The 25369-nt window shown below is 72.0% G+C and carries 27 protein-coding genes; 10 read left to right on the forward strand and 17 right to left on the reverse strand.

The window, feature by feature from the left end; genetic code table 11:
• Nucleotides 1-121: 121 nt before the first annotated feature.
• Together ACWGKQ_RS41360 and ACWGKQ_RS41365 are read right to left on the reverse strand one after the other, a co-directional pair.
• Nucleotides 122-1741 (reverse strand): solute symporter family protein, encoded by a 1620-nt coding sequence (locus tag ACWGKQ_RS41360; protein WP_453297194.1) that lies wholly within the window; start codon nucleotides 1739-1741, stop codon nucleotides 122-124.
• Entirely contained in the window at nucleotides 1738-2094 is a 357-nt protein-coding gene (locus tag ACWGKQ_RS41365; protein WP_453297195.1) for a DUF485 domain-containing protein, read from the reverse strand. The genes ACWGKQ_RS41360 and ACWGKQ_RS41365 overlap by 4 nt, the downstream gene beginning before the upstream one ends.
• 335 nt (nucleotides 2095-2429) lie before the next feature.
• Here ACWGKQ_RS41365 and ACWGKQ_RS41370 point away from each other — a divergent pair, with 335 nt between their 5' ends.
• The 4 genes from ACWGKQ_RS41370 (at nucleotide 2430) to ACWGKQ_RS41385 (ending at nucleotide 8140) form a co-directional block, all read left to right on the forward strand.
• The gene (locus ACWGKQ_RS41370) at nucleotides 2430-3956 is read left to right on the forward strand and encodes a S8 family peptidase (protein ID WP_453297196.1); all 1527 of its coding nucleotides are present in this window, start codon (nucleotides 2430-2432) and stop codon (nucleotides 3954-3956) included.
• A 62-nt stretch (nucleotides 3957-4018) separates the two neighbouring features.
• Nucleotides 4019-5563, forward strand: a complete 1545-nt coding sequence (locus ACWGKQ_RS41375) for a S8 family peptidase (protein WP_453297197.1) — start codon at nucleotides 4019-4021, stop codon at nucleotides 5561-5563.
• Nucleotides 5564-5602: 39 nt separating this feature from the next.
• On the forward strand, nucleotides 5603-6979 hold the full coding sequence (locus tag ACWGKQ_RS41380) for a CoA transferase (protein WP_453297198.1): 1377 nt from the start codon (nucleotides 5603-5605) through the stop codon (nucleotides 6977-6979).
• A 159-nt stretch (nucleotides 6980-7138) separates the two neighbouring features.
• Nucleotides 7139-8140 (forward strand): CopD family protein, encoded by a 1002-nt coding sequence (locus ACWGKQ_RS41385; RefSeq protein ID WP_453297199.1) that lies wholly within the window; start codon nucleotides 7139-7141, stop codon nucleotides 8138-8140.
• 80 nt (nucleotides 8141-8220) lie between these two features.
• Here the strand turns inward: ACWGKQ_RS41385 and ACWGKQ_RS41390 are convergent, their stop codons facing one another.
• The 8 genes from ACWGKQ_RS41390 to ACWGKQ_RS41425 all read right to left on the reverse strand — a co-directional run bounded on the left by ACWGKQ_RS41390 (nucleotide 8221) and on the right by ACWGKQ_RS41425 (nucleotide 15969).
• Entirely contained in the window at nucleotides 8221-9267 is a 1047-nt protein-coding gene (locus ACWGKQ_RS41390) for a zinc-dependent alcohol dehydrogenase family protein (protein ID WP_453297200.1), read from the reverse strand.
• 36 nt (nucleotides 9268-9303) lie between these two features.
• Nucleotides 9304-10026 carry a lysoplasmalogenase gene (locus tag ACWGKQ_RS41395; protein WP_453297201.1) on the reverse strand — a complete coding sequence of 241 codons (723 nt, stop codon included), beginning with the start codon at nucleotides 10024-10026 and terminating at the stop codon, nucleotides 9304-9306.
• The gene (locus ACWGKQ_RS41400; protein WP_453297202.1) at nucleotides 9975-10841 is read right to left on the reverse strand and encodes a sterol desaturase family protein; all 867 of its coding nucleotides are present in this window, start codon (nucleotides 10839-10841) and stop codon (nucleotides 9975-9977) included. The genes ACWGKQ_RS41395 and ACWGKQ_RS41400 overlap by 52 nt, the downstream gene beginning before the upstream one ends.
• 110 nt (nucleotides 10842-10951) lie before the next feature.
• A complete protein-coding gene (locus ACWGKQ_RS41405; protein ID WP_453297203.1) occupies nucleotides 10952-11665 on the reverse strand; it encodes a VIT1/CCC1 transporter family protein in 714 nt (237 codons plus the stop codon).
• Nucleotides 11666-11731: 66 nt separating this feature from the next.
• Nucleotides 11732-12964 (reverse strand): amidohydrolase family protein, encoded by a 1233-nt coding sequence (locus ACWGKQ_RS41410; RefSeq protein ID WP_453297204.1) that lies wholly within the window; start codon nucleotides 12962-12964, stop codon nucleotides 11732-11734.
• Nucleotides 12961-14247 (reverse strand): amidohydrolase family protein, encoded by a 1287-nt coding sequence (locus tag ACWGKQ_RS41415; protein ID WP_453297205.1) that lies wholly within the window; start codon nucleotides 14245-14247, stop codon nucleotides 12961-12963. Before ACWGKQ_RS41415 ends, ACWGKQ_RS41410 begins: the two co-directional genes overlap by 4 nt.
• Before the next feature lie 31 nt (nucleotides 14248-14278).
• Complete coding sequence (locus ACWGKQ_RS41420) at nucleotides 14279-15163, reverse strand: SDR family NAD(P)-dependent oxidoreductase (protein ID WP_453297206.1); 885 nt, start codon at nucleotides 15161-15163, stop codon at nucleotides 14279-14281.
• Nucleotides 15163-15969, reverse strand: coding sequence for an acetoacetate decarboxylase family protein (locus ACWGKQ_RS41425; RefSeq protein ID WP_453297207.1), 807 nt, complete (start codon nucleotides 15967-15969; stop codon nucleotides 15163-15165). The genes ACWGKQ_RS41420 and ACWGKQ_RS41425 overlap by 1 nt, the downstream gene beginning before the upstream one ends.
• Nucleotides 15970-16159: 190 nt before the next feature.
• Between ACWGKQ_RS41425 and ACWGKQ_RS41430 the strand changes: the two genes are divergently transcribed.
• From ACWGKQ_RS41430 to ACWGKQ_RS41450, 5 genes are all read left to right on the forward strand, one after another.
• Nucleotides 16160-17152: a DEDDh family exonuclease gene (locus ACWGKQ_RS41430; protein ID WP_453297208.1), complete on the forward strand. Its 993-nt coding sequence runs from the start codon at nucleotides 16160-16162 to the stop codon at nucleotides 17150-17152.
• Between the two features lie 88 nt (nucleotides 17153-17240).
• Nucleotides 17241-17474 (forward strand): hypothetical protein, encoded by a 234-nt coding sequence (locus ACWGKQ_RS41435; protein ID WP_093508408.1) that lies wholly within the window; start codon nucleotides 17241-17243, stop codon nucleotides 17472-17474.
• Between the two features lie 49 nt (nucleotides 17475-17523).
• Nucleotides 17524-18321: an SURF1 family cytochrome oxidase biogenesis protein gene (locus tag ACWGKQ_RS41440; RefSeq protein ID WP_453297209.1), complete on the forward strand. Its 798-nt coding sequence runs from the start codon at nucleotides 17524-17526 to the stop codon at nucleotides 18319-18321.
• Nucleotides 18322-18391: 70 nt separating this feature from the next.
• Nucleotides 18392-20176, forward strand: coding sequence for a glycoside hydrolase family 15 protein (locus tag ACWGKQ_RS41445; RefSeq protein WP_453297210.1), 1785 nt, complete (start codon nucleotides 18392-18394; stop codon nucleotides 20174-20176).
• A 5-nt stretch (nucleotides 20177-20181) separates the two neighbouring features.
• Nucleotides 20182-20937, forward strand: coding sequence for an SDR family oxidoreductase (locus ACWGKQ_RS41450; protein ID WP_453297211.1), 756 nt, complete (start codon nucleotides 20182-20184; stop codon nucleotides 20935-20937).
• Between the two features lie 85 nt (nucleotides 20938-21022).
• Here ACWGKQ_RS41450 and amaP read toward each other — a convergent pair whose 3' ends face one another.
• The 5 genes from amaP to ACWGKQ_RS41475 are packed head-to-tail and all read right to left on the reverse strand — an operon-like array spanning nucleotide 21023 to nucleotide 23252.
• Nucleotides 21023-21601, reverse strand: coding sequence for an alkaline shock response membrane anchor protein AmaP (gene amaP, locus ACWGKQ_RS41455; RefSeq protein WP_453297212.1), 579 nt, complete (start codon nucleotides 21599-21601; stop codon nucleotides 21023-21025).
• Nucleotides 21602-21605: 4 nt separating this feature from the next.
• Nucleotides 21606-22214: a DUF6286 domain-containing protein gene (locus tag ACWGKQ_RS41460; RefSeq protein ID WP_453297213.1), complete on the reverse strand. Its 609-nt coding sequence runs from the start codon at nucleotides 22212-22214 to the stop codon at nucleotides 21606-21608.
• On the reverse strand, nucleotides 22214-22573 hold the full coding sequence (locus ACWGKQ_RS41465) for an Asp23/Gls24 family envelope stress response protein (protein ID WP_453297214.1): 360 nt from the start codon (nucleotides 22571-22573) through the stop codon (nucleotides 22214-22216). Before ACWGKQ_RS41465 ends, ACWGKQ_RS41460 begins: the two co-directional genes overlap by 1 nt.
• Nucleotides 22570-22764: a hypothetical protein gene (locus ACWGKQ_RS41470; RefSeq protein ID WP_453297215.1), complete on the reverse strand. Its 195-nt coding sequence runs from the start codon at nucleotides 22762-22764 to the stop codon at nucleotides 22570-22572. Before ACWGKQ_RS41470 ends, ACWGKQ_RS41465 begins: the two co-directional genes overlap by 4 nt.
• Nucleotides 22765-22796: 32 nt before the next feature.
• The gene (locus ACWGKQ_RS41475; RefSeq protein ID WP_453297226.1) at nucleotides 22797-23252 is read right to left on the reverse strand and encodes an Asp23/Gls24 family envelope stress response protein; all 456 of its coding nucleotides are present in this window, start codon (nucleotides 23250-23252) and stop codon (nucleotides 22797-22799) included.
• A gap of 92 nt (nucleotides 23253-23344) precedes the next feature.
• On the opposite strand from ACWGKQ_RS41475, the gene ACWGKQ_RS41480 reads away from it, so the two are divergent.
• On the forward strand, nucleotides 23345-24040 hold the full coding sequence (locus ACWGKQ_RS41480; protein WP_453297216.1) for a nucleopolyhedrovirus P10 family protein: 696 nt from the start codon (nucleotides 23345-23347) through the stop codon (nucleotides 24038-24040).
• A gap of 89 nt (nucleotides 24041-24129) precedes the next feature.
• On the opposite strand, the gene ACWGKQ_RS41485 is transcribed toward ACWGKQ_RS41480, so the two are convergent.
• Together ACWGKQ_RS41485 and ACWGKQ_RS41490 are read right to left on the reverse strand one after the other, a co-directional pair.
• Nucleotides 24130-24933, reverse strand: coding sequence for an enoyl-CoA hydratase/isomerase family protein (locus ACWGKQ_RS41485; RefSeq protein ID WP_453297217.1), 804 nt, complete (start codon nucleotides 24931-24933; stop codon nucleotides 24130-24132).
• Between the two features lie 129 nt (nucleotides 24934-25062).
• On the reverse strand, nucleotides 25063-25281 hold the full coding sequence (locus ACWGKQ_RS41490) for a helix-turn-helix domain-containing protein (RefSeq protein ID WP_046727957.1): 219 nt from the start codon (nucleotides 25279-25281) through the stop codon (nucleotides 25063-25065).
• Nucleotides 25282-25369: the final 88 nt, after the last annotated feature.

Below are 25369 nucleotides of genomic sequence, written 5' to 3' on the forward strand. Positions count from 1 at the left end.
TGCCGTCACTTGCGAGCCTACGTGACGGCACTGACATCGCGAGAGGCCCGATGCCACGAGGTACGACGCGGCCGCGTCGTAGGATCCTATGATCCCGTCGACGCGGCCAGTCGTACGAAACTCAGTGCGCTCCGGTGCCGGTCAGGGACCGCACCTCCAGCTCCGCGTACTTGGCGGCGTCCGGGACCTCCTTGGACAGCAGAGTGCCCACGACGCCGAGGAGGAATCCGACCGGGATCGAGATGATGCCCGGGTTCTCCAGCGGGAACCAGTGGAAGTCGACGCCCGGGAACATCGACGTCTCCTTGCCGGACACCACCGGCGAGAACAGCACCAGGCCGACCGCGGTGACCAGGCCGCCGTAGATCGACCAGAGGGCTCCGGCGGTGGTGAACCGCTTCCAGAACAGGCTGTAGAGGATGGTCGGCAGGTTGGCGGAGGCGGCGACCGCGAAGGCGAGGGCGACCAGTCCGGCGACGTTCAGGTCGCGGGCGAGGGCGCCGAGGAGGATGGAGACGGCTCCGATGCCGACCGTGGCGTACCGGGCCGCGTTGATCTCCTGCTTCTCGGTGGCCTGGCCCTTCTTGATGACGTTGGCGTAGATGTCGTGCGCGAAGGACGACGAGGACGCCAGGGTGAGGCCCGCGACCACCGCGAGGATCGTCGCGAAGGCCACCGCCGAGATCGTGGCCAGCAGGATCGCGCCCCAGTTGGAGTCGACGCCGCCCAGGTGGAGGGCGAGGAGGGGGGCCGCGGTGTTGCCGGACTTGTTGGACGCGATGATCTCGTCGGGTTTGATCAGCGCGGCCGCGCCGAAGCCGAGGGCGAGGGTCATCAGATAGAAGGCGCCGATCAGGCCGATCGCCCACAGGACGGACTTCCGGGCCGCCTTGGCGGTGGGCACGGTGTAGAAGCGGATCAGGATGTGCGGCAGGCCGGCGGTGCCGAGGACCAGGGCGATGCCGAGCGAGAGGAAGTCCAGCTTGCTGGTGCCGGTGGCGCCGTACTTGAGGCCGGGCTCCAGGAAGGCGGAGCCCTTGCCGCTGTTGTCGGCGGCCTTGCCCAGCAGGTCGGAGACGTTGAAGTTGAACTTGGCCAGGACCATGAAGGTCAGCAGCAGGGCGCCCGCGATGAGCAGCACGGCCTTGACCATCTGGACCCAGGTGGTGCCCTTCATGCCGCCGATGGTGACGTAGACGATCATCAGGACGCCGACCAGGGCGACGATGCCGATCTTGCCGCCGTCGCTGGTGATGCCGAGGAGCAGGGAGACGAGGACGCCCGCTCCCGCCATCTGGGCGAGCAGGTAGAAGATCGAGACGACGATGGTGGAGGTGCCGGCGGCGGTCCGGACGGGGCGCTGGCGCATGCGGTAGGCCAGTACGTCGCCCATGGTGTAGCGGCCGGAGTTGCGCAGTGGCTCGGCGACCAGGAGCAGGGCGACGAGCCAGGCGACCAGGAAGCCGATGGAGTACAGGAAGCCGTCGTAGCCGAAGAGGGCGATGGCGCCGGCGATGCCGAGGAAGGACGCGGCGGACATGTAGTCGCCGGAGACGGCGAGGCCGTTCTGGAAGCCGGTGAACTGGCGGCCGCCCGCGTAGAAGTCGGCGGCGTCCTTGGTCTGGCGGCCCGCCCAGATGGTGATGACGAGGGTCGCGGCGACGAACACCGCGAACAGGGTGATGATCAGCGTCCGGTGCTCACTGGCCTCGCCGGCCGCCAGCGTGATCGCGGGGCTCATGCGCCGCCCTCCATCCGGGACTTGATGGCCTCGGCCTTGGGGTCGAGCTTGGCGGCGGCGTGCCGGGCGTACCACCAGGCGATGAGGAACGTGGTGAGGAACTGGGCGAGGCCGAGGACCAGGGCCACGTTGATGTTGCCGACGACCTTGGTGCCCATGAAGTCGTCCGCGTAGCTGGAGAGCAGGACGTACAGCAGGTACCAGGCGATGAAGGCGAAGGTCAGCGGGAAGGCGAAGGAGCGGTAGGAGTGCCGCAGTTCGGCGAACTCCGGACTCTGGTGCACCTCGGCGAACTCCTCGCCGGAGGGGAGACGGGTCTGTGTGTTCGAGGGCGGTGGTGTCTCGGTGGCCACGGAGTCTCCTCGCGATTCGGACATACGGATTCTGACCTCACAGACATGTGGACCGCTCACCTGTAGTGATGGAACGACTCCGGTGAGTGATTCCGACGGGGGGCCTCGATCCTGCTGCGGCTCCCTCCTCAAGGTCACGGCGCCACGCGTGGACGGGTTCAACTCGCCTGGGTTCTTTCGGAAGTCGTCGGCGCAAGTCCCCTCCGGTCATTGCTGGCCGGTGAGTGCGGGGGATAGCTTCGGCCCTGCACCACCCGTCATGTACCTGCCCAAGCGCCACTCGCGTCTTGGGCGGGCCCGTTTTCGGCTGATGTTCCGGATGATGTGGAGACCCCATGGCTCATCTGCGTTCCAGACGCGGGCTCGCGCTCGCCGTCCCGGTCGTCCTGTCGCTGACCGCCTCGCTCGGCCTCGTGCCGGCGGCGGCTTCGGCGGTCCCGCTGACCAGCCCGGCGGCATCGGCGGCGGACGGACCGAACCTGGCCTATGTCGTCAACACCAGAACGGACCATCGCACGATCGAGTCGGTGCAGCGGGCGATCGCCCGCAACGGCGGCACGGTCATCGCGACGTACGACAAGATCGGCGTGATCGTCGTGCACTCGGCGAACCCGGACTTCGGCACGGCACTGCGCGCGGTGCGCGGGGTGCAGTCGGCGGGCGCCACCCGGACGGCTCCGCTGAGCGCGGCGGGAACCACGGACGAGGGTGCCGTGCAGGTCCTGTCCAAGGCGGAGGCCGCGAAGGTCGAGCAGCGGGCGACGGCGGGCCAGGAGCCTCTCGAGGCCGACCAGTGGGACCTGCGGACGATCGGCGCCGACAAGGCCGCCGCGATCAACCCGGGAAGCCGCTCGGTGACCGTCGGCATCATCGACACCGGCGTCGACGACACCCACCCTGACATCGCCCCGAACTTCTCCGCCGCGCAGTCCGCCAACTGCGTCAGCGGCAAGGCGGACACGACGTACGGCGCCTGGCGGCCGGTGGACGCCGACCACTACCACGGCACCCATGTCGCCGGCGAGATAGCCGCCGCCCGCAACGGGATCGGCGTGGCGGGCGTGGCACCGGGCGTGAAGGTCGCGAGCATCACGGTGGCCCAGCCCGACTCGTCGCAGCTGTTCTACCCGGAGAGCGTCGTCTGCGCCTTCGTCTTCGCCGCCGACCACGGCATCGAGATCACGAACAACAGCTACTACGTTGATCCATGGCTGTACAACTGCATGGACGACCCCGATCAACGTGCCATCGTTGACGCGGTCAACAGGGCGCAGCTGTACGCCCAGCGCAAGGGCACGCTCAATGTGGCCTCGGCCGGCAACTCGAACGACGACCTCGACGCGCACGCCCTCACGGACACCTCCAGCCCGGACGACTCGACGGCCACCACCCGGACGGTCGATCCGCACGAGTGTTTCGACGTACCGACCCAGCTGCCCGGTGTGGTCACCGTGAGCGCGGTCGGCGTCAAGGACGCCAAGTCCTTCTACTCCAGCTACGGCCGGGGCGTCATCGACGTGGCGGGCCCGGGCGGCGACAGCTACCAGATCCCGGACACGCCGTCGAAGAACGGCCGCGTCCTGTCCACCCTGCCGGACGACCAGTACGGCTTCCTCCAGGGCACCTCGATGGCGTCCCCGCACGTGGCCGCGGTCGCCGCGCTGCTGAAGTCGACCCACCCGCACGCCACTCCGGCCCGGCTGCTGGCCCTCCTGAAGGCCGAGGCGGACAACCCGGGCTGCCCGGCCGGCCCGTACGACGGGGACGGCGACGGCGTCGTCGACGCCACCTGTGTGGGCGGCAAGCACGTCAACGGCTTCTACGGTTCCGGTGTCGTCGACGCGCTCCGTGCGGTCGAGTAGTCACCGCAGAGCAGGACTTCCCGCACGGCATGCCCGTTCCGCGAACGAACTGGAGACCCCAGATGACCGCGCCCCAGCCGCGCCACCGTCGCGTCCTCGCCCTCCCGCTCGGTATGGCCATGGCCACGGCCCTCGCTTTCCTGCCCAACGTCTCGGCGTCCGCAGCCGACACCGGTGTGTCCGCGTCCGCAGCCGAAGCAGCCGCCACCGGTGACACGACGTCCCTCAGCTATGTCGTCAACGTCCGCCCCGGACACGGCACTTCCGAACGCGTCCAGAAGGCGATCGAGCGGGCCGGCGGTTCGGTGGTGATCGCGTACGACGAGATCGGCGTGATCGTCGTCCACTCGTCGAACCCGGACTTCGCCGTGATCATCCGAAAGGTGCCCGGCGTGGACTCGGCCGGGAACACCCGCAACGCGCCGCTGCCCGCCCAGTCGACCACCGACGTGGGCACACCGGAGGTGCTCAGCTCGGAGCAGGTCGCGCAGGCGGACGCGCGGGCGACCGACGGGCAGGACCCGCTGGAGCCGCTGCAGTGGGACCTGCCGGCCATCAAGGCGGACAAGGCGCACGAGAAGACGCTGGGCAGCTCGAAGGTCACCGTCGCCGTCATCGACACGGGCGTCGACGACACCCACCCGGACATCGCCCCGAACTTCTCCGCCGCGCAGTCCACCAACTGCGTCACGGGCAAGCCGGACACGACGTACGGCGCCTGGCGGCCCACCGCGGCCGAGAGCCCGCACGGAACGCACGTGGCGGGCGAGATCGCGGGCGCCAAGAACGGGATCGGCATCACCGGTGTGGCGCCGGGCGTCAAGGTGGCCGGCATCAAGGTCGCCACCACCGCCGGGTACTTCTACACGGAGGCCGTGGTCTGCGGTTTCGTGTGGGCGGCCGAGCATCACATCGACGTCACCAACAACAGCTATTACACCGACCCCTGGTACTTCAACTGCACCGACGACCCGAACCAGAAGGCGCTGGTCGACGCCATCACCCGGGCCTCGCAGTTCGCGGAGCGCAAGGGCACGGTCAATGTGGCGGCGGCCGGCAACGAGAGCTACGACCTGGCCTCCCACTCGATCACCGACCCGGTCTCGCCCAACGACGGCACGCCCACCGACCGGGTGATCGACCCGCACAAGTGCTTCGACATACCGACCCAGCTGCCGGGTGTCGTCACGGTCGCGGCGACCGGCGCGAAGGGCCTCAAGTCGTCGTTCTCCAACTACGGCCTCGGAGTCATCGACATCGCCGCACCCGGCGGCGACTCGACGGCCTACCAGGCGCCGCAGCCCCCGGCCACCAGCGGCCTGATCCTGGGCCCGCTTCCCGGCGGCAAGTGGGGCTACATGGCGGGCACGTCGATGGCGACCCCGCATGTCGTCGGTGTCGCCGCATTGATCAAGTCAACCCATCCGCATGCCTCGGCAGCCCTGGTGAAGGCTCTGCTGTACGCCGAGGCGAGCGCCACGCCGTGCACCGACCCGTACGACATCAACGGCGACGGCAAGATCGACGCGGTGTGCGAGGGCTCGAAGAACCACAACGGCTTCTACGGCTGGGGCACCGCCGACGCGCTGGCCGCCGTGACCAGGTAAGTACATATATTGATCCAGTCAATAATGCATAGTGCAGTCATGACTGGAATCAAGTACGCGTGGTCCGCGCTGGGCGGCGATCCGTCGCTGCCCGCGCGGGTCACGACCGTGACGCGCGCGGACACGCTTCCGGCGCACCTTCCGGTACGCCGGCTCGCCCGCGCATGCGTCGGCGTGTGCGCGCTGGCCGCCGCCGAGCTGGGGGCCCGGCGGACCGGGGCCGCGGAGGTGCCCGGGGTCCGGGTGGACGACGGTGCCGTGGCGACGGCGTTCACCAGCGAGCGGCACCTGCTGGTCGACGGGCGGGCGCCCGTGCAGTTCGCCCCGCTGTCCCGGTTCTGGCGCGCGGCCGACGGGTGGGTACGCACCCACGCCAACTACCCCCACCACAGAGCCCGGCTGCTGAGCGCACTGGGCCTGCCGGAAGACGCAGCTCCGGAGGAGGTCGCGGCCCGGATCGCCGGGCGGCCCGCGCTGGAGGTGGAGGACGCGGTCTACGCCGCCGGCGGGCTCGCCGTGGCGCTGCGCTCGCCCGCGGAGTGGGCCGCGCACGAACAGGCGGCCGCAGTGGCCGCACGCCCCCTGGTCGAGTGCGGGCGCGTGGACACGGGGCAGGCGCGGGTGCTCCCGCCGCTCGGCACCGGCAGCGCTCCCCTGCTGCCCGCGGCCGGCCTGCGCGTCCTGGACCTGACCCGGGTCCTGGCCGGCCCGGTCGCCACCCGCACCCTCGGGCTGCTGGGCGCCGACGTCCTGCGCCTGGACGCGCCATGGCTGCCCGAACTCCCCGACCAGCACGCCGACACGGGCTTCGGGAAGCGCTCGGCGACGCTCGACCTCACGACGGACCGGGCCGCCTTCGAGGAACTGCTGGCCTCGGCGGACGTCGTGGTCACCGGCTACCGGCCGGGCGCCCTGGACCGGTTCGGGCTCTCCCCCGAGGCGCTGGCCGAGCGGCGGCCCGGGCTGGTGGTGGCCCAGGTGTCGGCGTGGGGCGCGTACGGGCCGTGGGGCGGGCGGCGCGGCTTCGACAGCCTGGTGCAGGTCGCCACCGGCATCGCGGACATCGAGGGCCCGCCGGACCGGCCGGGCGCGCTGCCCGCGCAGGCGCTGGACCACGGCACCGGTTACCTGCTGGCGGCCGGCGTACTGCGGGCGCTGACCGAGCAGTCGTACGACGGGGGCAGCAGGTTCGTCCGGCTGGCGCTGGCGCGGACCGCGCGGTGGCTCATGGATGAACTCGTGCCGGGCTCCGAGGCCGGCGAGCCGTTCGAGGGGCCGGACGCCTGGCTCGCCGAGACGGACAGCGCGCTGGGGCGGCTGCGGTACGCGCGCCCGCCGTTGTCCTTCGCGGGCGGCCCGGCCGACTGGGCCCGGCCGCCGGTGCCGTGGAACTCGGATCCGGCCCGTTGGGCGTAGCCGCCCGAACCGGAGGTGCGGTCGGAGGCGGCGGCTCGTCGGGCGTGAACGTGCGGGCCGGAGTGGCCGGAAACGTATGAATGGGTGGTATGCCGTTCCGTCAGCTGTTTTCCTGTACTTGCCCGCTTCTGTCATGGCCGGTGAAGATCGGGGGGGCCGTTGACACGACCGACCGCCGAGGTGGCCGCGAGCGGCCCCGCGAGACGCCCCGGGACCTGGCGGGCCGTCGCCGTCCTGGTCCTGGTGGCGGTGGCCGCGCTGGTGCCGCTGCTCGGGCCGTCCGTGGCGCTGCGGGGCACCGGGGAGGCCGCGGCACCGGGGGTGGGCGGTATCGCCTTGCTGCGCGGGGTGCTGTTCGCCGCCCTGTGTGTGCCCCTGGGCGAGCTGTTCGTGGACCGGCTGGCCCGCCGGCTGCCGGACGCGCCGCCCGAACGGCCCACCGGCTGGGCGGTGTTCGCGGCCGTCGCCGGTTTCGTGGCCGCGCTGGGGCTGGCCTCGGTCGTGTCGACGGGCAACCTGGTACCGCGCTCTCTCGCCGACATCGACGTGGGCGGCCTGTACCGGTCGCGCGACGGCAAGTTGGCGCTCATCGAGGTCAACGCCTTTCTGCTGGCCGGTCTGTGCGCCCGCTCGCGCCGCCCGGCGGCCCAGGTGTGGCCGCTGGCGACGGTGGTCGTCGCCGAGGCGCTGCGCGCCCATCCGGCCCCCGAGCACAGCCCGTTGCTCGGCTCCGCGCTGACGCTGGTGCATCTGACGTGCGCGACGCTGTGGGCGGGCGGTCTGCTGCACGCGCTGCGCATGCTGCGCCGGTGGCGCGGCCGGGAGGCCGGAGCGGCGCTGCTCGGGCTCTACGCGCGCGTGGCGGCCGTGCTGCTCGCGGCCATCACCGCGACGGGCGTGTGGAGTTCACTGCGGCGGATGCCCGCGAGCACGGTCCTGGACCAGCTGACGACGACGGCGTACGGGCGCACCCTGCTGGCCAAGGTGATCCTCGTCGCCGCCGTCGCCCTACTCGCGCTGTGGGCGCGGCTCCGGCTGCGCCGGGCGGCCGACCCGCTGACCGCGTACGTGCCCGCGCGGGCCGAGGTGGCCGTGCTGGGGGCGGTGGTCGTGGTGTCGGGGGTGCTGACGGCGCTGCCGCTGCCGATCAGGTGGACTTGATCAGCAAAGACCGCCGATCAATAGGACCGCCGGCAAAGGACGCCGATCAATACGGTCGGCGACGGCCGTCCATCATTGAGTCAGCCGTTCGTGACGAGCACCTTCAGGGCGGTGCGCTCGTCCATCGCCTTGTAGCCGTCGGGCACGCCCTCGATGCCGACGGTCAGGTCGAAGACCGGGGACGGGTCGATGGTGCCGTCCAGGACGTCGGGCAGCAGGTCGGGGATGTAGGCGCGGACCGGGGCGACACCGCCGCGCAGGGCGATGTTCCGGTCGAACATGACAGCGAGGTCCAGGCCGGTGCCGCTGCCGTGCGGGACGCCGACGAAGCCGATGGCGCCGCCGTCGCGGGTGATCTCGACGGCCGTCCGCATGGACTGCTCGGTGCCCACGGCCTCCACGACGGCGTGCGCGCCCTGGCCCCGGGTGAGTTCGCGGACGGCGGCCACGGCCGCGTCCCCGCGTTCGGCGACCACGTCGGTGGCGCCGAAGCGGCGCGCGATGTCGGTGCGGACCTCGTGCCGGCCCAGCGCGATGATCCGCTCGGCGCCCAGCCGCTTGGCGGCCAGCACGGCGCACAGGCCGACCGCGCCGTCCCCGACGACGGCGACCGTGGCACCGGGCCGGGCACCCGCGCCGAGGGCCGCGTGGTGGCCGGTGCCGAGCACGTCGGACAGGGTCAGCAAGGCGGACAGCAGGTGGTCGTCGGAGGCGGCGTCCTTGGGCAGCCGGACCAGGGTGCCGTCGGCGAACGGGACGCGCACGGCCTCGCCCTGGCCGCCGTCGTACCCCACGGAGCCCCAGAAGCCGCCGTGCTCGCAGCTCGTGGTCAGGCCCTCGCGGCAGTAGTCGCAGACGCCGTCGGACCACATGAACGGCGCCACCACGAGGTCGCCGCGCCGCACGGTGCCCACCTCGGAGCCGGTCTCCTCGACCACACCGAGGAACTCGTGCCCGATGCGCTGCCCCGGCTGCCGGGCCGCCTCGCCCCGGTACGCCCACAGGTCGCTGCCGCAGATGCAGGCGCGCAGCACCCGTACGACGGCGTCGGTGGGCAGCTGCACCATGGGCTCGGGCACGTCCTCCACGCGCATGTCGAACGGGGCGTGAATGGTGGTGGCGCGCATGGCGAGGGTCCTTCTCGTGCGGTGTCGTGAGTGCGCTCAGGGGGTGGTCGAGCGCACTTCACGGTACGCCGTGGCCGGGGCGGGCCGCGCGTCGAGGGTGCCCCGGACCAGCAGGAACTGTGCCGCGGCGTAGGTGAGCATGATCCAGAAGTCGGGTCGCGGCGGCTGCGGCCAGTCGGCGACGCCGGTCGCGATCAGCGTGTCGGAGAGCATGAAGAGCGCGCCGCCGAGCCCGGCGGCCGGGCCGAGCCGGGTGGCGGCGGTGTACGCCATGGCGGTGAGCAGGGTGCTGTAGCCGGCCACGGGGACGCGCAGGCCGGCGGGCAGGTCCGGCCACAGCAGGACGACCAGGGTGACGAGGGCGGCCGCGTAGGCGAGGGCGAGGAGGCGCGCACGCGCGCGTGGCGGGCCCGCACGGCGGACGCGGCGGAAGAGGAGGAGATAGCAGACGTGCCCGGCGGCGAAGGAGGCCATGCCCGCCATGAAGGCGGGGCCGGCGTCGGAGAGGAGCAGGACGTCGCCGCCCCAGCCGCACAGCAGGGCGGCGACGAGGAGCCGCGGGGCCCCCGCGCGGGCCGCCGACGCGGCGAGCAGGGGCATCAGGAGCACCTTGGCGACGGCGTGTCCGGTGTGGAAGCCGGCGGCCAGGCAGCCGAGGTCGAGGACGACGGCGAGGGCGAAGGCGGCGAGCAGCTCCCGGGACGCTCTCACGCGGCCACGGACTCCTCGGCCTGCTCCACGGCGGGCGCCGGCGCCCATCCCGGTCCCCGGAACACCCGCCCGGCCCGCTCCCGCCAGCTGTGTGCGGCCCTGATGTCCTTGGCGATGGCGACGTACTCGTGGGTGGCCACCTTGACGGGGTTGAACGTGTTGATGTTCTTGGTCAACCCGTACACGGGCCGCTCGGTCTCCGGCACCCAGGACCCGAACAGCCGGTCCCAGATGATCAGGATCCCGCCGAAGTTGCGGTCCAGGTAGCCACCCTGGGAGGCGTGGTGCACGCGGTGGTGGGACGGCGTGTTGAACACGAACTCGAACCACCGGGGCATCTTGTCGATGCGTTCGGTGTGGATCCAGAACTGGTAGACGAGGTTCGCGGAGGAGCAGAAGGCGAGCGCGGCGGGGTGCACTCCCACGGCCACGAGCGGGACGTAGAACGGCCAGACGGTCAGCGAGGTCCAGGGCTGGCGCAGCGCGGTGGACAGGTTGAAGTTCTTGCTGGAGTGGTGGACGACGTGGCAGGCCCACAGGATGCGGATGACGTGGTGGCCGCGGTGGGACCAGTAGTAGAAGAAGTCCTGCGCGAGCAGCATCAGCGGGACCGTCCACCACAGGACGGGAACGCGCAGCGGGGTCAGTTCGTAGACCGCCGTGTAGATCGCGACGATCGGGATCTTCCATATGAAGTCGAAGACGAGCGACCCGAGCCCCATGCCGATGCTCGTGGCCGCGTCCTTGGCCTGGTACCCGGCGGCATCGTCGTCGGGATGGATGCGGTAGCTGATCACCTCGATCACGGTGAGCAGCACGAAGGCGGGTATCGACCACAGCACGACATCGGGCAGGTTCGGCATGGAGGCACCGTAGAACCGCTGGTCGGCTGCGGCTAGACGTTGTTACCCACAAGTATTTCCGGCGGTATGCGCTTGCTTGTTGGCGGTCTCCGCCAACGGGCGGACGGTCGCTAGACCCCCACCGCCCCCAGCAGGCTCCCCGCCGCATAGGTGACCCCCATGGCCAGCGCCCCGCCCAGGACGTTGCGCAGCACCGCGGGAGCCACCGCGGCGGCTCCCAGGCGTGCGCTGGTCCAGCCGGTCAGGACCAGCGCCGCCAGCACCGAGCCCACCGTCACCGGGAGTCGCCAGCCGGAAGGCGGCAGGACGATCGCGAGCAGCGGGAGCAGCGCCCCCACCGTGAAGGCCAGGAAGCTGGCGAGGGCCGCGTTCCAGGGGTTGGTCAGCTCGTCGGGGTCGATGCCCAGTTCCACGCTCGCGTGGGCCTTCAGGGCGTCGCGCTCCGTCAGCTGGACCGCCGCCTCGCGGGCCACCTCCCGGGACAGGCCGCGGCCCTCCAGCAGTTCGGTCAGTTCCTCCAGCTCCGCCTCGGGCTGCTCCTTCAGCTCCCGCTTCTCCTGCGCCAGTGCGGCGAGTTCGGAGTCGCGCTGGGTGGACACCGAGACGTACTCCCCCGCCGCCATCGACATGGATCCGGCGAGCAGGCCGGCCAGGCCCGCCGTCAGCAGGGCGTTGCGGTCGGCCGTGGCGCCCGCGACGCCGACGACGATGCCCGCCGTCGACACGATGCCGTCGTTGGCGCCCAGTACGGCCGCCCGCAGCCAGTTCAGCCGGGAGCCGAGCGCTCCCCCGTGGGCCTCGTTGTCGTGCGTAGGTTCCGTCACAGCAGGGAGGATCGCACCCCGGGGCCGGTACCCGCAGCACCGACGTCGTCCGGCCCCGTGCCCACGTCACCAGACCCGTACGGAAGCCCCTCGCGCGAACACCGGGCTCGTCGCGTCGGCCGGCGGCTCCGGCAGCGGCTCGGCGATCTCCGCGACCGTCGGTCCCACCTTCGCCGCGATCGGGTCCAGGAGGTCCAGGTCGAAGCCGTACACGCGGGCCGCGTTGCCGCCGAGCATCGCCGCCAGTTCGTCGCGCGGGACGCCGGCGAAGGCGAAGCGCAGGCCCTCACGGGTGTAGGGGTACGTCCCCTCGTCGTGCGGGTAGTCGCTGCCCCACATGATCTTGTCGAGGCCGATGCGGTCGCGCAGCGGTACCTCGTGGGGGCGCATGAAGCTGGCGCCGACGAAGCAGTTGTCGTGCCAGACCGAGGACGGCGGTTCGCCCATCGCCTCCGCCAGGCCGGCTCCGAACTTCGACTCCGCCGTCGTCGCCCTCGTCGCTGCCGCGAGCATGCGGCCGTGGTAGTAGTCCAGCATGGCCAGGACCCCGGGGATCCAGCCGGAGCCCTGTTCGGTCAGGACCAGTCTCAGGTCCGGGTGGCGGCGGAAGGCGCCGCCGAAGACCAGGTGCCACAGCGCGCGGTGCGAGAACCAGGTCGTCTCGACCATGAAGACCGCGCGGGCGGCCGGTTCGTCGCCGAGCGGCGGGGAGGCCGAGCCCGCGTGGTGGTTGACGGGGACGCCGAGTTCCGCGCAGACGGCCCAGATCGGGTCGTACACGCGCGCGTGGAGTTCGGGAAGGCCCGAGCCGGGTGGGGTGCCCGGGAGCATCAGGCCGCCTTTCAGGCCTGCCCCGGCCGCCCGGCGGATCTCGGTCACGGCCTCCTCGACGTCGTTGAGGAGGATCTGGAAGACGCCCGCCCGGCGGCCCGGTGCGGCGGCGCAGAAGTCGGCCAGCCAGCGGTTGTGGGCGCGCAGGCCCGCCCAGCGCCGTTCGAACTCCGCCGCCGTCGGCGCGGGTGCCATGAGCGAGCCGGACGGGAAGAACGGCGGGATGGTGTTCGGGAAGATCACCTCCGCGACGATCCCGTCCTCCTCCAGCTCCGCGAGCCGCCGCGCGGAGTTCCAGTTCCGGTCCGCCGAGTCGGCGAGCAGGTCCTCGTACGGGTTGACGTACGTCGCCGCCCACACGTCGAAGTCGTCGTGGAAGCGCTTCTCCAGGTAGGGGCGGTAGTCGAGGAGGTCCGCCCCCGCGTGGCAGTCGGCCGAGATCACCGTGTAGCGGTCCTGTCCGTTCATCGATCCGCTCCCAGCACCGGGAAGTCGTTGTCCGTCAGCCAGTGGCGGCCCACCTCGCGCGAGCGGGCCCAGGAGGCCCGCACGGCCCTCTGGTCGGCCGGCTGGCCGAGGTCGGACGGGGTGGGGCCGATGCGGCGGGCCAGCGGGGTCAGGCGGTCCACGTCGAAGCCGAAGACCTCGGCCGCCGCCAGGCCGAGCATCCGGCGGGTCTCGGTCACCGGGATGTCGTGGAAGGTGCGGCGCAGCCACGCGCGCGTGTCGGGCCAGGTGCCCTCGGGGTGCGGGAAGTCGCTGCCCCAGAGGATGTTGTCGACGCCGATCTCGTAGCGCTGGGCGAGTTCCCGGCGTTTGGTGTTGGTGGCGCACACGAAGATCTGCCGGTCCAGGTACTCGTGCGGCGGGCGTCTCATCTCCTCGAAGGGGGAGAGTTTCTTGCCGCCGTGCGCGCCGAGGTAGAGGCGGTCCATGAACCACAGCAGGTTCGGCAGCCACCAGCAGCCCGACTCGGCGATGCCGAAGCGCAGTCCGGGATGGCGTTCGAAGACGCCGGACCAGAGCAGGAACCACAGCGGGCGGGCCGGCCACCACGTCACCTCGCTGACGTAGATGCCGAGATGGTCGCCGTACTCGTCGCGCGGGGCCGCGCCGGAGTGGGTGAGGACGGGCATGCCGCACTCGGCGGCGGCCGCCCAGACGGGGTCGTAACGGCGGTCGTGATACGGCTCCTTGTCGACCCACATGGCGGGGATCATCAGGGCGCCGAGACCGGACTCCTTCGCGCGGTACACCTCCGCGACGACCCGGTCCGTCGGGGCCGTGACCGGCAACAGGGCGACCCCGCAGTGCCGTTCGGGATGCTCGGACACGAAGTCGGCCAGCCAGCGGTTGTGGGCCCGCGCCCCGGCCATGCCCAGCTCCGGGTCGTGGTCCCCGGACAGGCCGAGGCCGACCCCGAAGGGTGCCGCGGTCCGGCTGTCGACCGCGTCGGCGTCCGGGAAGACCACCTCGGCCGCCACCCCGTCGCCGTCCAGCTCCTTGAGGCGCTGTGCGCTGTCCCAGCCGCCGCGCAGCCCCTCCTCGTTGTCCTGGAACCACTTGGCCGCGAACGCCTCGTTGCGGATGCCGAGCCGGGTCATCTCCTCCCGGCGGCGGTCGCGTCCGGCGAGGAACTCGTCGAAGTCCCGGTGGAACCGGGCGTCCAGATAGGGCCGGTACTCCTCGGTGGGCAGCCCGGCGTGGCAGTCGGAGGAGATGATCAGGTAAGGGTCGTCGGACGCGGTCACCACTGCCCCCTGTGCAGTCCGTTCAATCCGGTCAGTCCAGGATGAAGCTCTCGAGGTACGACGGGTTCGTCCGGTCCAGCATCGAGCGGGCCCGCGCCCGGATCTGCGCGTCGCTGTGCCCGCTCTCCGGCAGCAGCCAGAAGCGGTCCGCGCGAATGCCCGCCACGACGAACTCGGCGACCTCCTCGACGGGCGTGAAGCGGACCTCCTCGCCCGCCTCGCGCATCGCCGCCTCCCACTGGTTGAGACTGCGGTACGGCGTCCTGCGCGGCCGTTCCTTGGCATAGCGGTCGGGGCGGTTGCGGTGCGACTCCCACAGGCCCGTGCGCAGCATGTGCGGCCCGGGGAAGAGCACCGAGGCGCCCACGCGCGCGTGCTCCGCCCTGAGATGGGCGTACAGGGACTCGGTCATCGTGACGACGGCCGCTTTCGTGACCGCGTACACGGAAGCGGTGGGCAGCGGCGCGATACCGCCGTCACCGGAGGATGTATTGACCACATGACCGGGTTGACCCGAGTTGATCATCCTCGGCAGGAAAGCCTGGACGCCGTGGAAGACGCCCCACACATTGACCTCGAACGCCCACTTCCAGTCGTTCGGTTCGTGCTCCCACATCCGGCCCTCGGCGCCCGAGCCGACCCCGGCGTTGTTGCACAGGACGTGCACCGCGCCGTAGGTGTCGTAGGCCGACTCGGCCAGCTCCAGCACCTGTTCGCGGACGCCGACGTCGACCACGCGCGCGTGCACGTCGGCGCCCTCCGCGCGCAGGCCGTCGGCGGCCTTCTCCAGGGCGGCCGGCTCGACGTCGGCGAGGACCACCTTCAGTCCCTCGGCGGCGAACCGCCGGGCCATCGCGAGCCCGATCCCGCTCGCCGCGCCGGTGACGACGGCGACCTGTCCCTCGTGCAGCTCCATCAGGCCGGGCTCCCTTCGCCGTTGTCCTCCGGGGGCGCGTCGTGGATCTGGCGCGGGTCGTCGTAGCGCTGGTGGACGTACGGCAACAGGGCCTGGGCGTCGACCCGTTCGGCGACCCGGCCGCGCTGGTCGCTGGTCTTCTCGCCGAGGGTGAGGTCCAGCAGGCGCAGCACCGGCAGGTCGGCGACCGGGTCGTACGCCGACTCGCGGAGGATCACCTCCCCGGTGACGCGCTCCAGCCGGCGGATCCTCTCCTCGCGTACGCAGTGCACCAGCAGCGGGTCGCCGTCGAAGCCCGAACCGTCCACCGCCGGCAGGAACTTGAAGTAGAAGTCGGTCTTCGGGGCGGGCTCGGGCAGCGGCAGCGGGCCGTCGACCGTGCCGCGCACCTCGACGAAGACGACCCCGTGGCGGGCGAGGGCCGCGCGGACGGCGGGACCCTCGCGCTCGACGGTGACCTCGCCCAGCTTCTTGGGCTCGCCGAAGACCTCGCGGCCGCCGGTGAGGGCGCGCTCGTGGGTCATCGGCATGACCAGCGGGTACCAGCCCTCGACCGTGCCGTGCGCGGCGGCGACCGCGAACGAGCCCGCGCCGAGCGGGTATCCGGGCAGTTCGACCTTGCTGATGCTGACGCGGGCCAGCGGCCGGCCGGTCGGCTTGAGCGGCGGCGGCAGGACGGCCGCGACCGCGTCCGGGTCGGTCTCCCAGACGGCCACCACCCCGGTGGACCAGACGTCCGGGAGTCTCGTGGTGCGCGCGGCCGCGATCTCCGCCTCGGTCCGAGCGCCGTACCGTACGCGTGCCATCCGCCGTACCGCCCTTCCGTCGACCGTCTGCGCGCCGGGCGGGGTGCACGCTTGCACCGGGCGGCGAAAAGGTCCATAGCCACGCGAAGGGCAATCAGGACGGACGAGGCATCAGGACATTCGAACGGGTGGCTGGGGCAGGCGGCCTGACGGACAGGGTTGTCGGTGCGGGCCCGTATCCTCAATGACCATGCTCGAAGACCGTACGACCACAGTGTCCCCCGGCACCCCGTGGCCCGCCGCATACCCCAAGGGGTACGCCGTCGTCGACGTGGAGACCACCGGACTGGCCCGGGACGACCGGATAATCAGCGCGGCCGTCTACCGGCTGGACGAGCGCGGCGAGGTCGAGGACCACTGGTACACGCTGGTCAACCCCGAGCGTGATCCGGGTCCCGTGTGGATCCACGGCCTGACGAGCGAGACGCTGGAAGGCGCGCCGCTCTTCACCGACATCGCCGAGGAGTTCTCGGCCCGGCTGGACGGCCGGGTGCTGGTCGCGCACAACGCGGTCTTCGACTGGCAGATGATCGCCCGCGAGTACGCGCGGGCGAAGCGCGAGGCCCCGGTGCGGCAGCGGCTGTGCACGATCGCGCTCGCCAAGGAGCTGGCCCTGCCGCTGTCCAACCACAAACTGGAGACCCTGGCCGCGCACTTCGGTGTCGTACAGCGGCGGGCGCACCACGCGCTGGACGACGCGCGCGTGCTCGCGGAGGCGTTCCGGCCCAGTCTGCGGGCCGCGGCGGCGGGCAACGTACGGCTGCCGCTCCTCGAGTGCCGGCCGCTCACGGAGTGGTCGGACACGCCCCGGATCGGGCCCCAGGCGAGCGGCGGCCACGGCGGCGGCTACCGGCCGACCAGCTGGCGGCCGTCCCGCAAGCGGCCGGCGTGCCCGCACCCGAACCCGGGACGCTACGAGGACGGCAAGCCGCTGATGCAGGGCATGCGGGTGGCGTTCTCCGGGGACACCTCGGTCGACCGGGAGCTGCTGGAGGACCGGGCCGTCGAGGCCGGTCTGCACGTCTCCACGAGCATCTCGCGGCTCACCAGTCTGCTCGTCACCAACGACCCCGACTCGAACACGTCCAAGGTCCTCAAGGCCCGTCAGTTCGGGACGCCGGTCGTCGACGAGGCGGCCTTCGGGCAGCTGCTGCGGGACGTGGCGCCGGCCGCGGGGACCTGACCGCGCGGGCCGTACGGACGGGTGATTGCCGTACGACTCGCCCGGCGCCCGCTCGCCCCCGCGCGGCCGACCGCTCACCCTGTGGCGCATGGCGAAATGCGAAGTATGCGGCAATGACTACGGAATGACCTTCGAGGTGCACGCGCAGGGCGCGGTCCATGTCTTCGACTGCTTCTCCTGTGCGATCCACCGCATGGCCCCCGTCTGCGAGCACTGCAAGGTGTCGATCATCGGCCAGGGTGTCGAGGCCGACAATCAGTGGTTCTGCGGCGCCCACTGCGCCCGCGAGGCGGGGAAGGCGGGCATCGTCGACCGCGTGTGACCCGGTACCCGCCCGTTCGCGCCCCACGACCGAGTTGTACGGTCGTGGGGTGTACCGCTTCCTGTTCACCCGGCAGTGGGTGATCCTCACCCTCATCTCGCTGCTTCTCATCCCCACGATGATCCGCCTGGGGTTCTGGCAGAAGCACCGGTACGAGGAGCGCAGCGCCCGCAACCAGCTGGTCGCCGAGGCGCTCGGCGCCAAACCGGTGCCCGCCGAGCAGGTGACCGAGCCGGGCCATGCCGTGACCCGCAAGGAGCGGTACCACACCGTCACCGCGACCGGCACCTTCGACACCGCCGACGAGGTCGTCGTCCGCCGCCGTACCAACTCCGACGACGAGGTCGGCTATCACGTCCTCACCCCCTTCGTCCTGGCCGACGGCAAGGTGCTGCTGGTCAACCGGGGCTGGATCCCGTCGGACGGCCCGAGCCAGACCGCGTTCCCGAAGATCCCGGCTCCGCCGGCCGGCAAGGTCACCATCCAGGGCCGGCTGATGCCCGACGAGACCACCGCGGCCAGCGGCATCAAGGACCTCAAGGGGCTGCCCGACCGGCAGATCATGCTGATCAACAGCGAGGAGCAGGCGCGCCGGCTCGGCAAGCAGGTGCTCGGCGGCTACATCGAGCAGACGGCGCCGGAGCCCAAGGGCGACACCCCCGAACAGATCTCCGACCCGGGCAAGGAAGACGCCCCGCTGAACTACGCGTACATGATCCAGTGGTGGCTGTTCGCCGCGGGCGTCCCCTACGGCTTCTTCGTCCTGGTCCGCCGTGAGGCACGCGCGCGTGCGGAGGCGGCGGCGGAGCAGGAGACGGCCGAGGAAGCGGAACCGGCCGCCGTCTGAGAGCCGTTTGCCGTCACTCCCCCGGCCCACCCCCTGATTGGCCCTCCGGCCCGCAGGGAAACCGGCTCCCGTGGAGCGACGCATCGAGGACTACGCACTCATCGGCGACGAGCAGACCGCGGCCCTGGTCGGCCGGGACGGCTCCATCGACTGGCTGTGCCTGCCCCGCTTCGACTCGGCGGCCTGCTTCGCCAGGCTCCTGGGTGACGAGGACCACGGCCACTGGCGGATCGCCCCCTACGGCGCCACGACCTGCACCCGGCGCGGCTACCGGTCCGACACCCTGGTCCTGGACACCGAGTGGGAGACCACCGAGGGCACGGTCCGCGTCACCGACCTGATGCCCCAGCGCGACCAGGCGCCCGATGTCGTACGCATCGTCGAGGGCGTCAGCGGCCGCGTCACCGTGCACAGCACGCTCCGCCTGCGTTTCGACTACGGCTCGGTCATCCCGTGGATGCGCCGCTCCGGCACGCACCGGGTCGCCGTCGCCGGCCCCGACGCGGTGTGGCTGCGCAGCGATCCGTCCGTGCGCACCTGGGGCGAGGACTTCGGCACGCACTCGGAGTTCACCGTCGTCGAGGGCGAGCGGGTCGCTTTCGTCCTCACCTGGCACCCCTCGCACGAACCGCGCCCGCCGCTCGTGGACCCGTACGAGGCGCTGCGCACCAGTGTCACCGACTGGCGGCGCTGGACCGCCCGTTGTACCTACGCCGGCCCCCACCGGGACACGGTGGTGCGCTCCCTGATCACCCTCAAGGCGCTCAGCTACGCACCCACCGGCGGCATCGTCGCCGCGGCCACCAGCTCGCTGCCCGAGGAGCTGGGCGGGGTGCGCAACTGGGACTACCGCTTCTGCTGGCTGCGCGACTCCACCCTCACCCTCGGCGCCCTGCTCGCCGCCGGCTACCACAAGGAGGCCGAGCGCTGGCGCGACTGGCTGGTCCGCGCGGTCGCCGGCGACCCGGCGGACCTGCAGATCATGTACGGCCTCGCGGGCGAGCGCCGGCTGCCCGAGTTCGAACTGCCCTGGCTGCCCGGCTTCGCCGACTCCAGGCCGGTGCGCGTCGGCAACAGCGCCGTCGACCAGCTCCAGCTGGACGTGTACGGCGAGGTGATGGACTCGCTGTCGCTGGCCCGCACCGCCGGTCTGCCCACCAAGCCGCACATGTGGGCCATCCAGTGCGCGCTGATGAAGTTCCTGGAGAAGGCCTGGCGGCAGCCGGACGAGGGCCTGTGGGAGGTCCGCGGCGGCCGCCGCCACTTCGTGCACTCCAAGGTGCTGGTGTGGGTGGCCGCGGACCGTGCGGTGCGGACGATGGAGGACTACGCGGAGCTCAAGGGCGATCTGCAGGCCTGGCGCGCGCTGCGCGACGAGGTGCACCGGGAGGTGTGCGAGAAGGGGTTCGACCCGAAGCGCAACACCTTCACGCAGTACTACGGCTCCCACGAACTCGACGCCTCCCTGCTGCTGATCCCGCGCGTCGGCTTCCTGCCGCCGGACGACCCCCGGGTGATCGGCACGGTGGACGCGATCCGCGACGACCTGGGCCACAGCGGGTTCCTGCGCCGCTATGACACCGACGCGATCGGCGTCGACGGGATGCCGGGCGGCGAAGGTGCCTTCCTGGCCTGCTCGTTCTGGCTCGCCGACGCACTGCACATGACGGGGCGCACCGACGAGGCGAAGGAACTGTTCGAACGGCTGGTGGGCCTCGTCAACGACGTGGGACTGCTGTCCGAGGAGTACGACCCGGAGACCGGGCGTCAGCTGGGCAACTTCCCGCAGGCGTTCAGTCACATCGGGCTGGTGAACACCGCCCTCACCCTCTTCGACGGCGAGCAGGCAGGATAGGGACCATGGATCTTGGACTGAAGGACCGGGTGTACGTCGTCACCGGAGCCACCCGCGGGCTGGGCCACGCGGCCGCGCGCGAGCTGGTCGCCGACGGGGCGAAGGTCGTGGTGACCGGACGGGACGAGAAGCGGGCCGCCGACGTGGCGGCCGAGCTGGGGCCGAACGCCGTGGGCGCGGCCGTCGACAACGCGGATCCGTCGGCGCCGGAGCGGCTGATCGCGATCGCGCGTGAGCGTTTCGGCGGGTTCGACGGCATCCTCGTGAGCGTGGGCGGGCCGCCGGCCGGGTTCGTCGCCGACAACACGGACGAGCACTGGCAGGCCGCGTTCGAGTCGGTGTTCCTGGGGGCGGTACGGCTCGCCCGCGCGGCGGCGGCCGAGTTGGAGGACGGCGGTGTCATCGGGTTCGTGCTGTCCGCGTCGGTGCACGAGCCGATTCCCGGGCTGACGATCTCCAACGGGCTGCGGCCGGGGCTGGCCGGGTTCGCCAAGTCGCTGGCGGACGAGCTGGGGCCGCGCGGGATCCGGGTGGTGGGGTTGCTGCCGTCCCGGATCGACACGGACCGGGTGCGGGAGCTGGACACCATGTCCGCGGACCCGCAGGCGACGCGGGCCGAGCACGAGTCCCGGATCCCGTTGCGGCGGTACGGGGCGCCGGAGGAGTTCGGGCGGGTGGCGGCGTTCCTGATGTCGCCGGCCGCGTCTTATCTGACGGGGATCATGGTGCCGGTGGATGGGGGGATGCGGCACGGGTTCTGACGGTCGGTTCTACGGGTGCGGGTGGGTGGGGGCTTGTCGCGCAGTTCCCCGCGCCCCTGAAGGGGCGCTTCCGTGGACGGCGTTTTCAAGTGACCCTTTCCGCGCGGTGTTTGACTGAGGTGAGGCGGACTTCTGCGGGAAGTTTCTTCAAGGCCGCCGAGTCTCTGGCATGTGTCAGGGCCCGAGCCGTCAGGTCGTCCAAAGCCTCGGCCGGCGAGACGTCCGGCTCCAGTTGGAGCCACACCCGTACCTGTGGTGCCGTACGTGTGCCCCGTAGGACCGCCTGGGCGTGGGAGACGCCCGCCTGGTGGGCCGCGTCGGTGGCCAGGACCGTCTCCAGGGCCCTGCCGCGCAGCAACGCGCTCTCGCCGTCTCCCGTGTCCACCCGGACCTCGGTCAGGCGGCGTCGGCGCAGTTGCGCGGTCAGCCACCACAGGGCGAGCAGGACCAGGACGGCCAGTGCGGCCAAGACCGTCGGCCACCACCAGCCCGCGTCGCGCCAGTGGGTGCGCTCGGCCGTGGAGAGCAGGACGTCGTGGCGGCCGTGGTGGATCCACCAGGACGGGGACGGGGCGCCGAGGCCGACGGCCAGGACCGCGCCGCCGAGGGCGAGGAGCAGGAGGCCCGCGAGGGCGATCAGTACGCGGTTGACGATGGCGAGCACGGCGTCACCCCTTCCGGCCGGGACGGATCACGTGCAGGGTCAGGGTGGGCGGACGGGCCAGGCCCATGGCGCGGATCGCGTCGGTCAGGGACGCCTCCAGGTCGCCCCGCACCTCGTCGAGTTCGCGGAAGTGGGAGACGGCGAGGACGTGGGCCCGCGAACGGTGCAGCCGCACCCGCACCCGGCGCACGCCCGAGATCTCCATGGCCCGGTCGCGCAGCACCAGGGCGGCCGCGTCACGGCGCAGCCCGGCGCGGACGTCGGGGTGGGTGCGGCGCATGGGCAGGAGGTCCCGCAGGCCGGGTGTGACGGCCAGGACCAGCAGCCACAGGCCGAGGGCGGCGGCGACACCAGCGCCGACCAGGACCCAGGTGCCGTCGAGGGGCTGCTCCGCGAGCCGGCGGGCCAGTGCGCGGCGCCAGTGCATGGCGGGGTGGTGGGCCCGTACGGCCGCGATGTCGTACAGGAAGGCGGCCGCGGTCACCAGGACGACCACCGCGACCAGGGCCGCGGGGGCACGGCGCGGGGACCAGAAGCGGGGCTCGTGGCCGGCCGGGGGTGCGGCCGGTGGTGGCGGTGGCTTCTCGATGGCCGGTGCCTGCTCGGTGCTCATCACGCCCTCCCCTGGGTCTGGGCCGGATGCAGCCGTTCGACGTGGACGGCGACCTCCGGTACCTCCATGTCCACCAACGCGCCTACCCGCTCGACCACATGTCGACGCACGGCCGCGCACCGGGCGCCGATGTCTGACGGATAGTCCAGTTCGAGGTGGACCCGGACGCGGGCCGTGTCATGGTGCGCGACCACGGTGGCGTGCGGGGGTACGGCGTCCTTCGGGAGAGGGCCGAGCACCTCGCGGGCCGCCTGTGCGGCGATCTTCGCCACCACCCGGTCGGCGACCCTGAGGGCGCCGCGCTCGCCGGGCGCCACGACGGTCAGCGTGCCGCGCGTCTCACCGCTCGCGGGGCTCATCGCCGACGGTCGCGCCGGTCGTCGCGGGCGCGGAAGAAGTCGCCGAGTTCCAGGTCCCCCTCCGCGAACCGGCCGACGACGAAGCCGACGGCGCCGAGCGCCGCCACCAGCAGAAAGGCGCCGAACCCGCCGAAATACCCGGCGAAGCCCAGTGCCATGCCGGCGATCATGCCGACGACGGCCATGCTCATCGTGCGCTCCCCTCAGCGGTCCCGGTCAGCGGTCACTGGAGCCGGGACTCCGGTTCCTCTTCCTCTTCCTCCGGAAGCTTCACATCACTCACCGCGATGTTGACCTCGACCACTTCGAGTCCGGTCATGCGCTCCACGGCCGCGATCACGTTCTCCCGGACCGCGCGGGCCACGTCGGCGATCGACACGCCGTAGTCCACGACGATCTCCAGGTCGAGCGCGGTCTGCACCTCGCCGACCTCGGCCTTCACGCCCCGGCTCACGGACTTGGAGCCGCCGGGCACCCGGTCCCGGACGACGCCGAAGGTGCGGGCGAGGCCGCTGCCCATCGCGTGCACACCGACCACGTCCCGGGCCGCCAGTCCGGCGATCTTCTCCACGACTCCGTCGGCGATCGTCGTCCGCCCCCGGGTCGCCGGGTCGCCGCCGCCGCGCCTGACGGTCTTCCGGGTCTGTACCGTCGGGTCCTTCTCGGGCTCCGCCGCCATCTCGGTCACGTGCGTCCCTTCCCGTCGTCGTCCTGCGACCACGGTACGTGCGGATGTCCTGTCGTGCCCCGGAGATGCGGCAGGCTGGAGCAATGACGGCGGACCGACGGACAGACATGGTGCGGCACACCCTGGGCTTCGGCAGGCTGCTTCCGCTGGGCGGCCCGCAGGACGGGGCGTGGCTCGCGGAGGCGGCGGCGGACGCGGTGCTGCGGCGGGCGGCGGCCGAGGTGGCGGAGGTGCGGCTGGGCGCGGTGCGGATCGCCCTTGCGGATCCGGCGGACGTGACCGAGGCGGCCGTACCGGCACCGCCCGGTGCGGTACCGCCGGGGCCGCTGCGGCTGTCGGCGGACTTCGCGGCGACGGCCGCCGAGCCGCTGCCGGCGACGGCGTCCAGGCTGCGCCGGGCGCTGGCGGCGGCCACGACACGGCTCGGGCTGGCGGTCACCGAGGTGGACCTGCGGGTGACCGACCTGCTGGAGGAGCAACCGGCAGCGGCGGAGGCCGTACGCGCGCCTCGGCCGCCGTCGGTCCGGGAAGGCACGGATCCCGAGGGAACCCGGGTGACGGCGGCGGCGCTGGCGGTGCCGGGGGTGGTGCGGGTGACGGGGGCGCTGAGCCGGGAGGTGCACTTCAGCGCCGCGCTGCCGCGCCGGCACGTGCGGGTGGAGGTGGCACTGACCGACGGCCCGCGGGCCGTGGAGGTGGCCCGCCGGGTCCGTACGGCGGTCGGCGCGGCGCTGGAGGATCGGCCGACGGTGGCTGTGCTGGTGACGAGCATCGATTGAAGCGCCCCGAAAGGGGCGCGGGGCTGTATTCGATATGCGGCTACCGCCGCGCGGGCGCGGCCAGCCCCCACCGGCCCGCACTCGAACCGTTACTCGCCGAGCCCCGCAAGGTCCCGCAGCCTCCGAGCCTGAGCCTGCCGCTCCGCAGCCCGCTGCTCGTCATACGTACGACCGCTCGCGCCCTGCAGCAGCGCCTTCGTCTCCACCACGGCATCCCGCGGCGCAGCCAGCAACGCCCCGGCCAGGTCCCGTACCGCCGCGTCGAGTTCGCCCACCGGCACGGCGACGCTCGCCAGCCCGGAGGCCACCGCCTCCTCGGCCAGTACGTACCGTCCGGTCGCGCAGATCTCCAGCGCGCGGGCGTAGCCGACCAGCGAGAGGAGCGGGTGGGTGCCGGTCAGGTCGGGCACCAGCCCGAGGCTCGTCTCGCGCATGGCGAACTGCACGTCGTCCGCGACGACGCGCAGGTCACAGGCGAGGGCCAGCTGGAAGCCGGCCCCGATGGCGTGTCCCTGCACGGCGGCGATCGACACGATGTCGCTCTGCCGCCACCAGGTGAACGCCTCCTGGAATTCGGCGATGCTCGCATCGAGCCCGGCGTCGTCACGGCGCGCGAGATCGATGAAGGTCGGCTCGCCCGGGATCCCTTCCGGCGTGAACATCTGCCGGTCGAGGCCCGCGGAGAAGGACTGGCCCTCACCGCGCAGCACGACGACCCGGACCGACCCCGGCAGCGACCGCCCGGCTTCTGCCAACGCCCGCCACAGTGCGGGGCTCTGGGCGTTGCGCTTGGCCGGGTTGGTCAGCGTCACCGTGGCGAGCGCGTCGTCGACGGTGAGCCGTACGCCGTCCTTATCGAGAACAGGAGCGAGGTCCTGGTCGGGCGAAGCCATGGGGCGCCTCCGGTGTGTGCGGTCATCACGCATTGCCTTTACGGCATGCTAAGTGACTGCACAGTAACCACCCGGCCGATCAGCCGACCGACCGGGTGGCCACCATCGAAGCCGATGGGCCGCCCGGGGTCAGGACGCGGCTTTCTTGCCCCGCGTCGCCCCGCCACGCCCACGCAGCGTGACACCCGATTCGCTGAGCATCCGGTGGACGAAGCCATACGAGCGGCCGGTTTCCTCGGCCAGTGCCCGAATGCTCGCACCGGAGTCGTACTTCTTCTTCAGGTCTGCCGCGAGCTTGTCGCGCGCGGCGCCGGTAACCCGGCTGCCCTTCTTCAGAGTCTCGGCCACCCGTGCCTCCTCATGGGAAGTGCGCTCTGGTCCCCTCATGATCACCCCTCCGGGGCGTGATGGCCACCCATTCGGCAAGGTCCGTGAG

It is taken from the genome of Streptomyces sp. NPDC054770 (assembly GCF_053611985.1).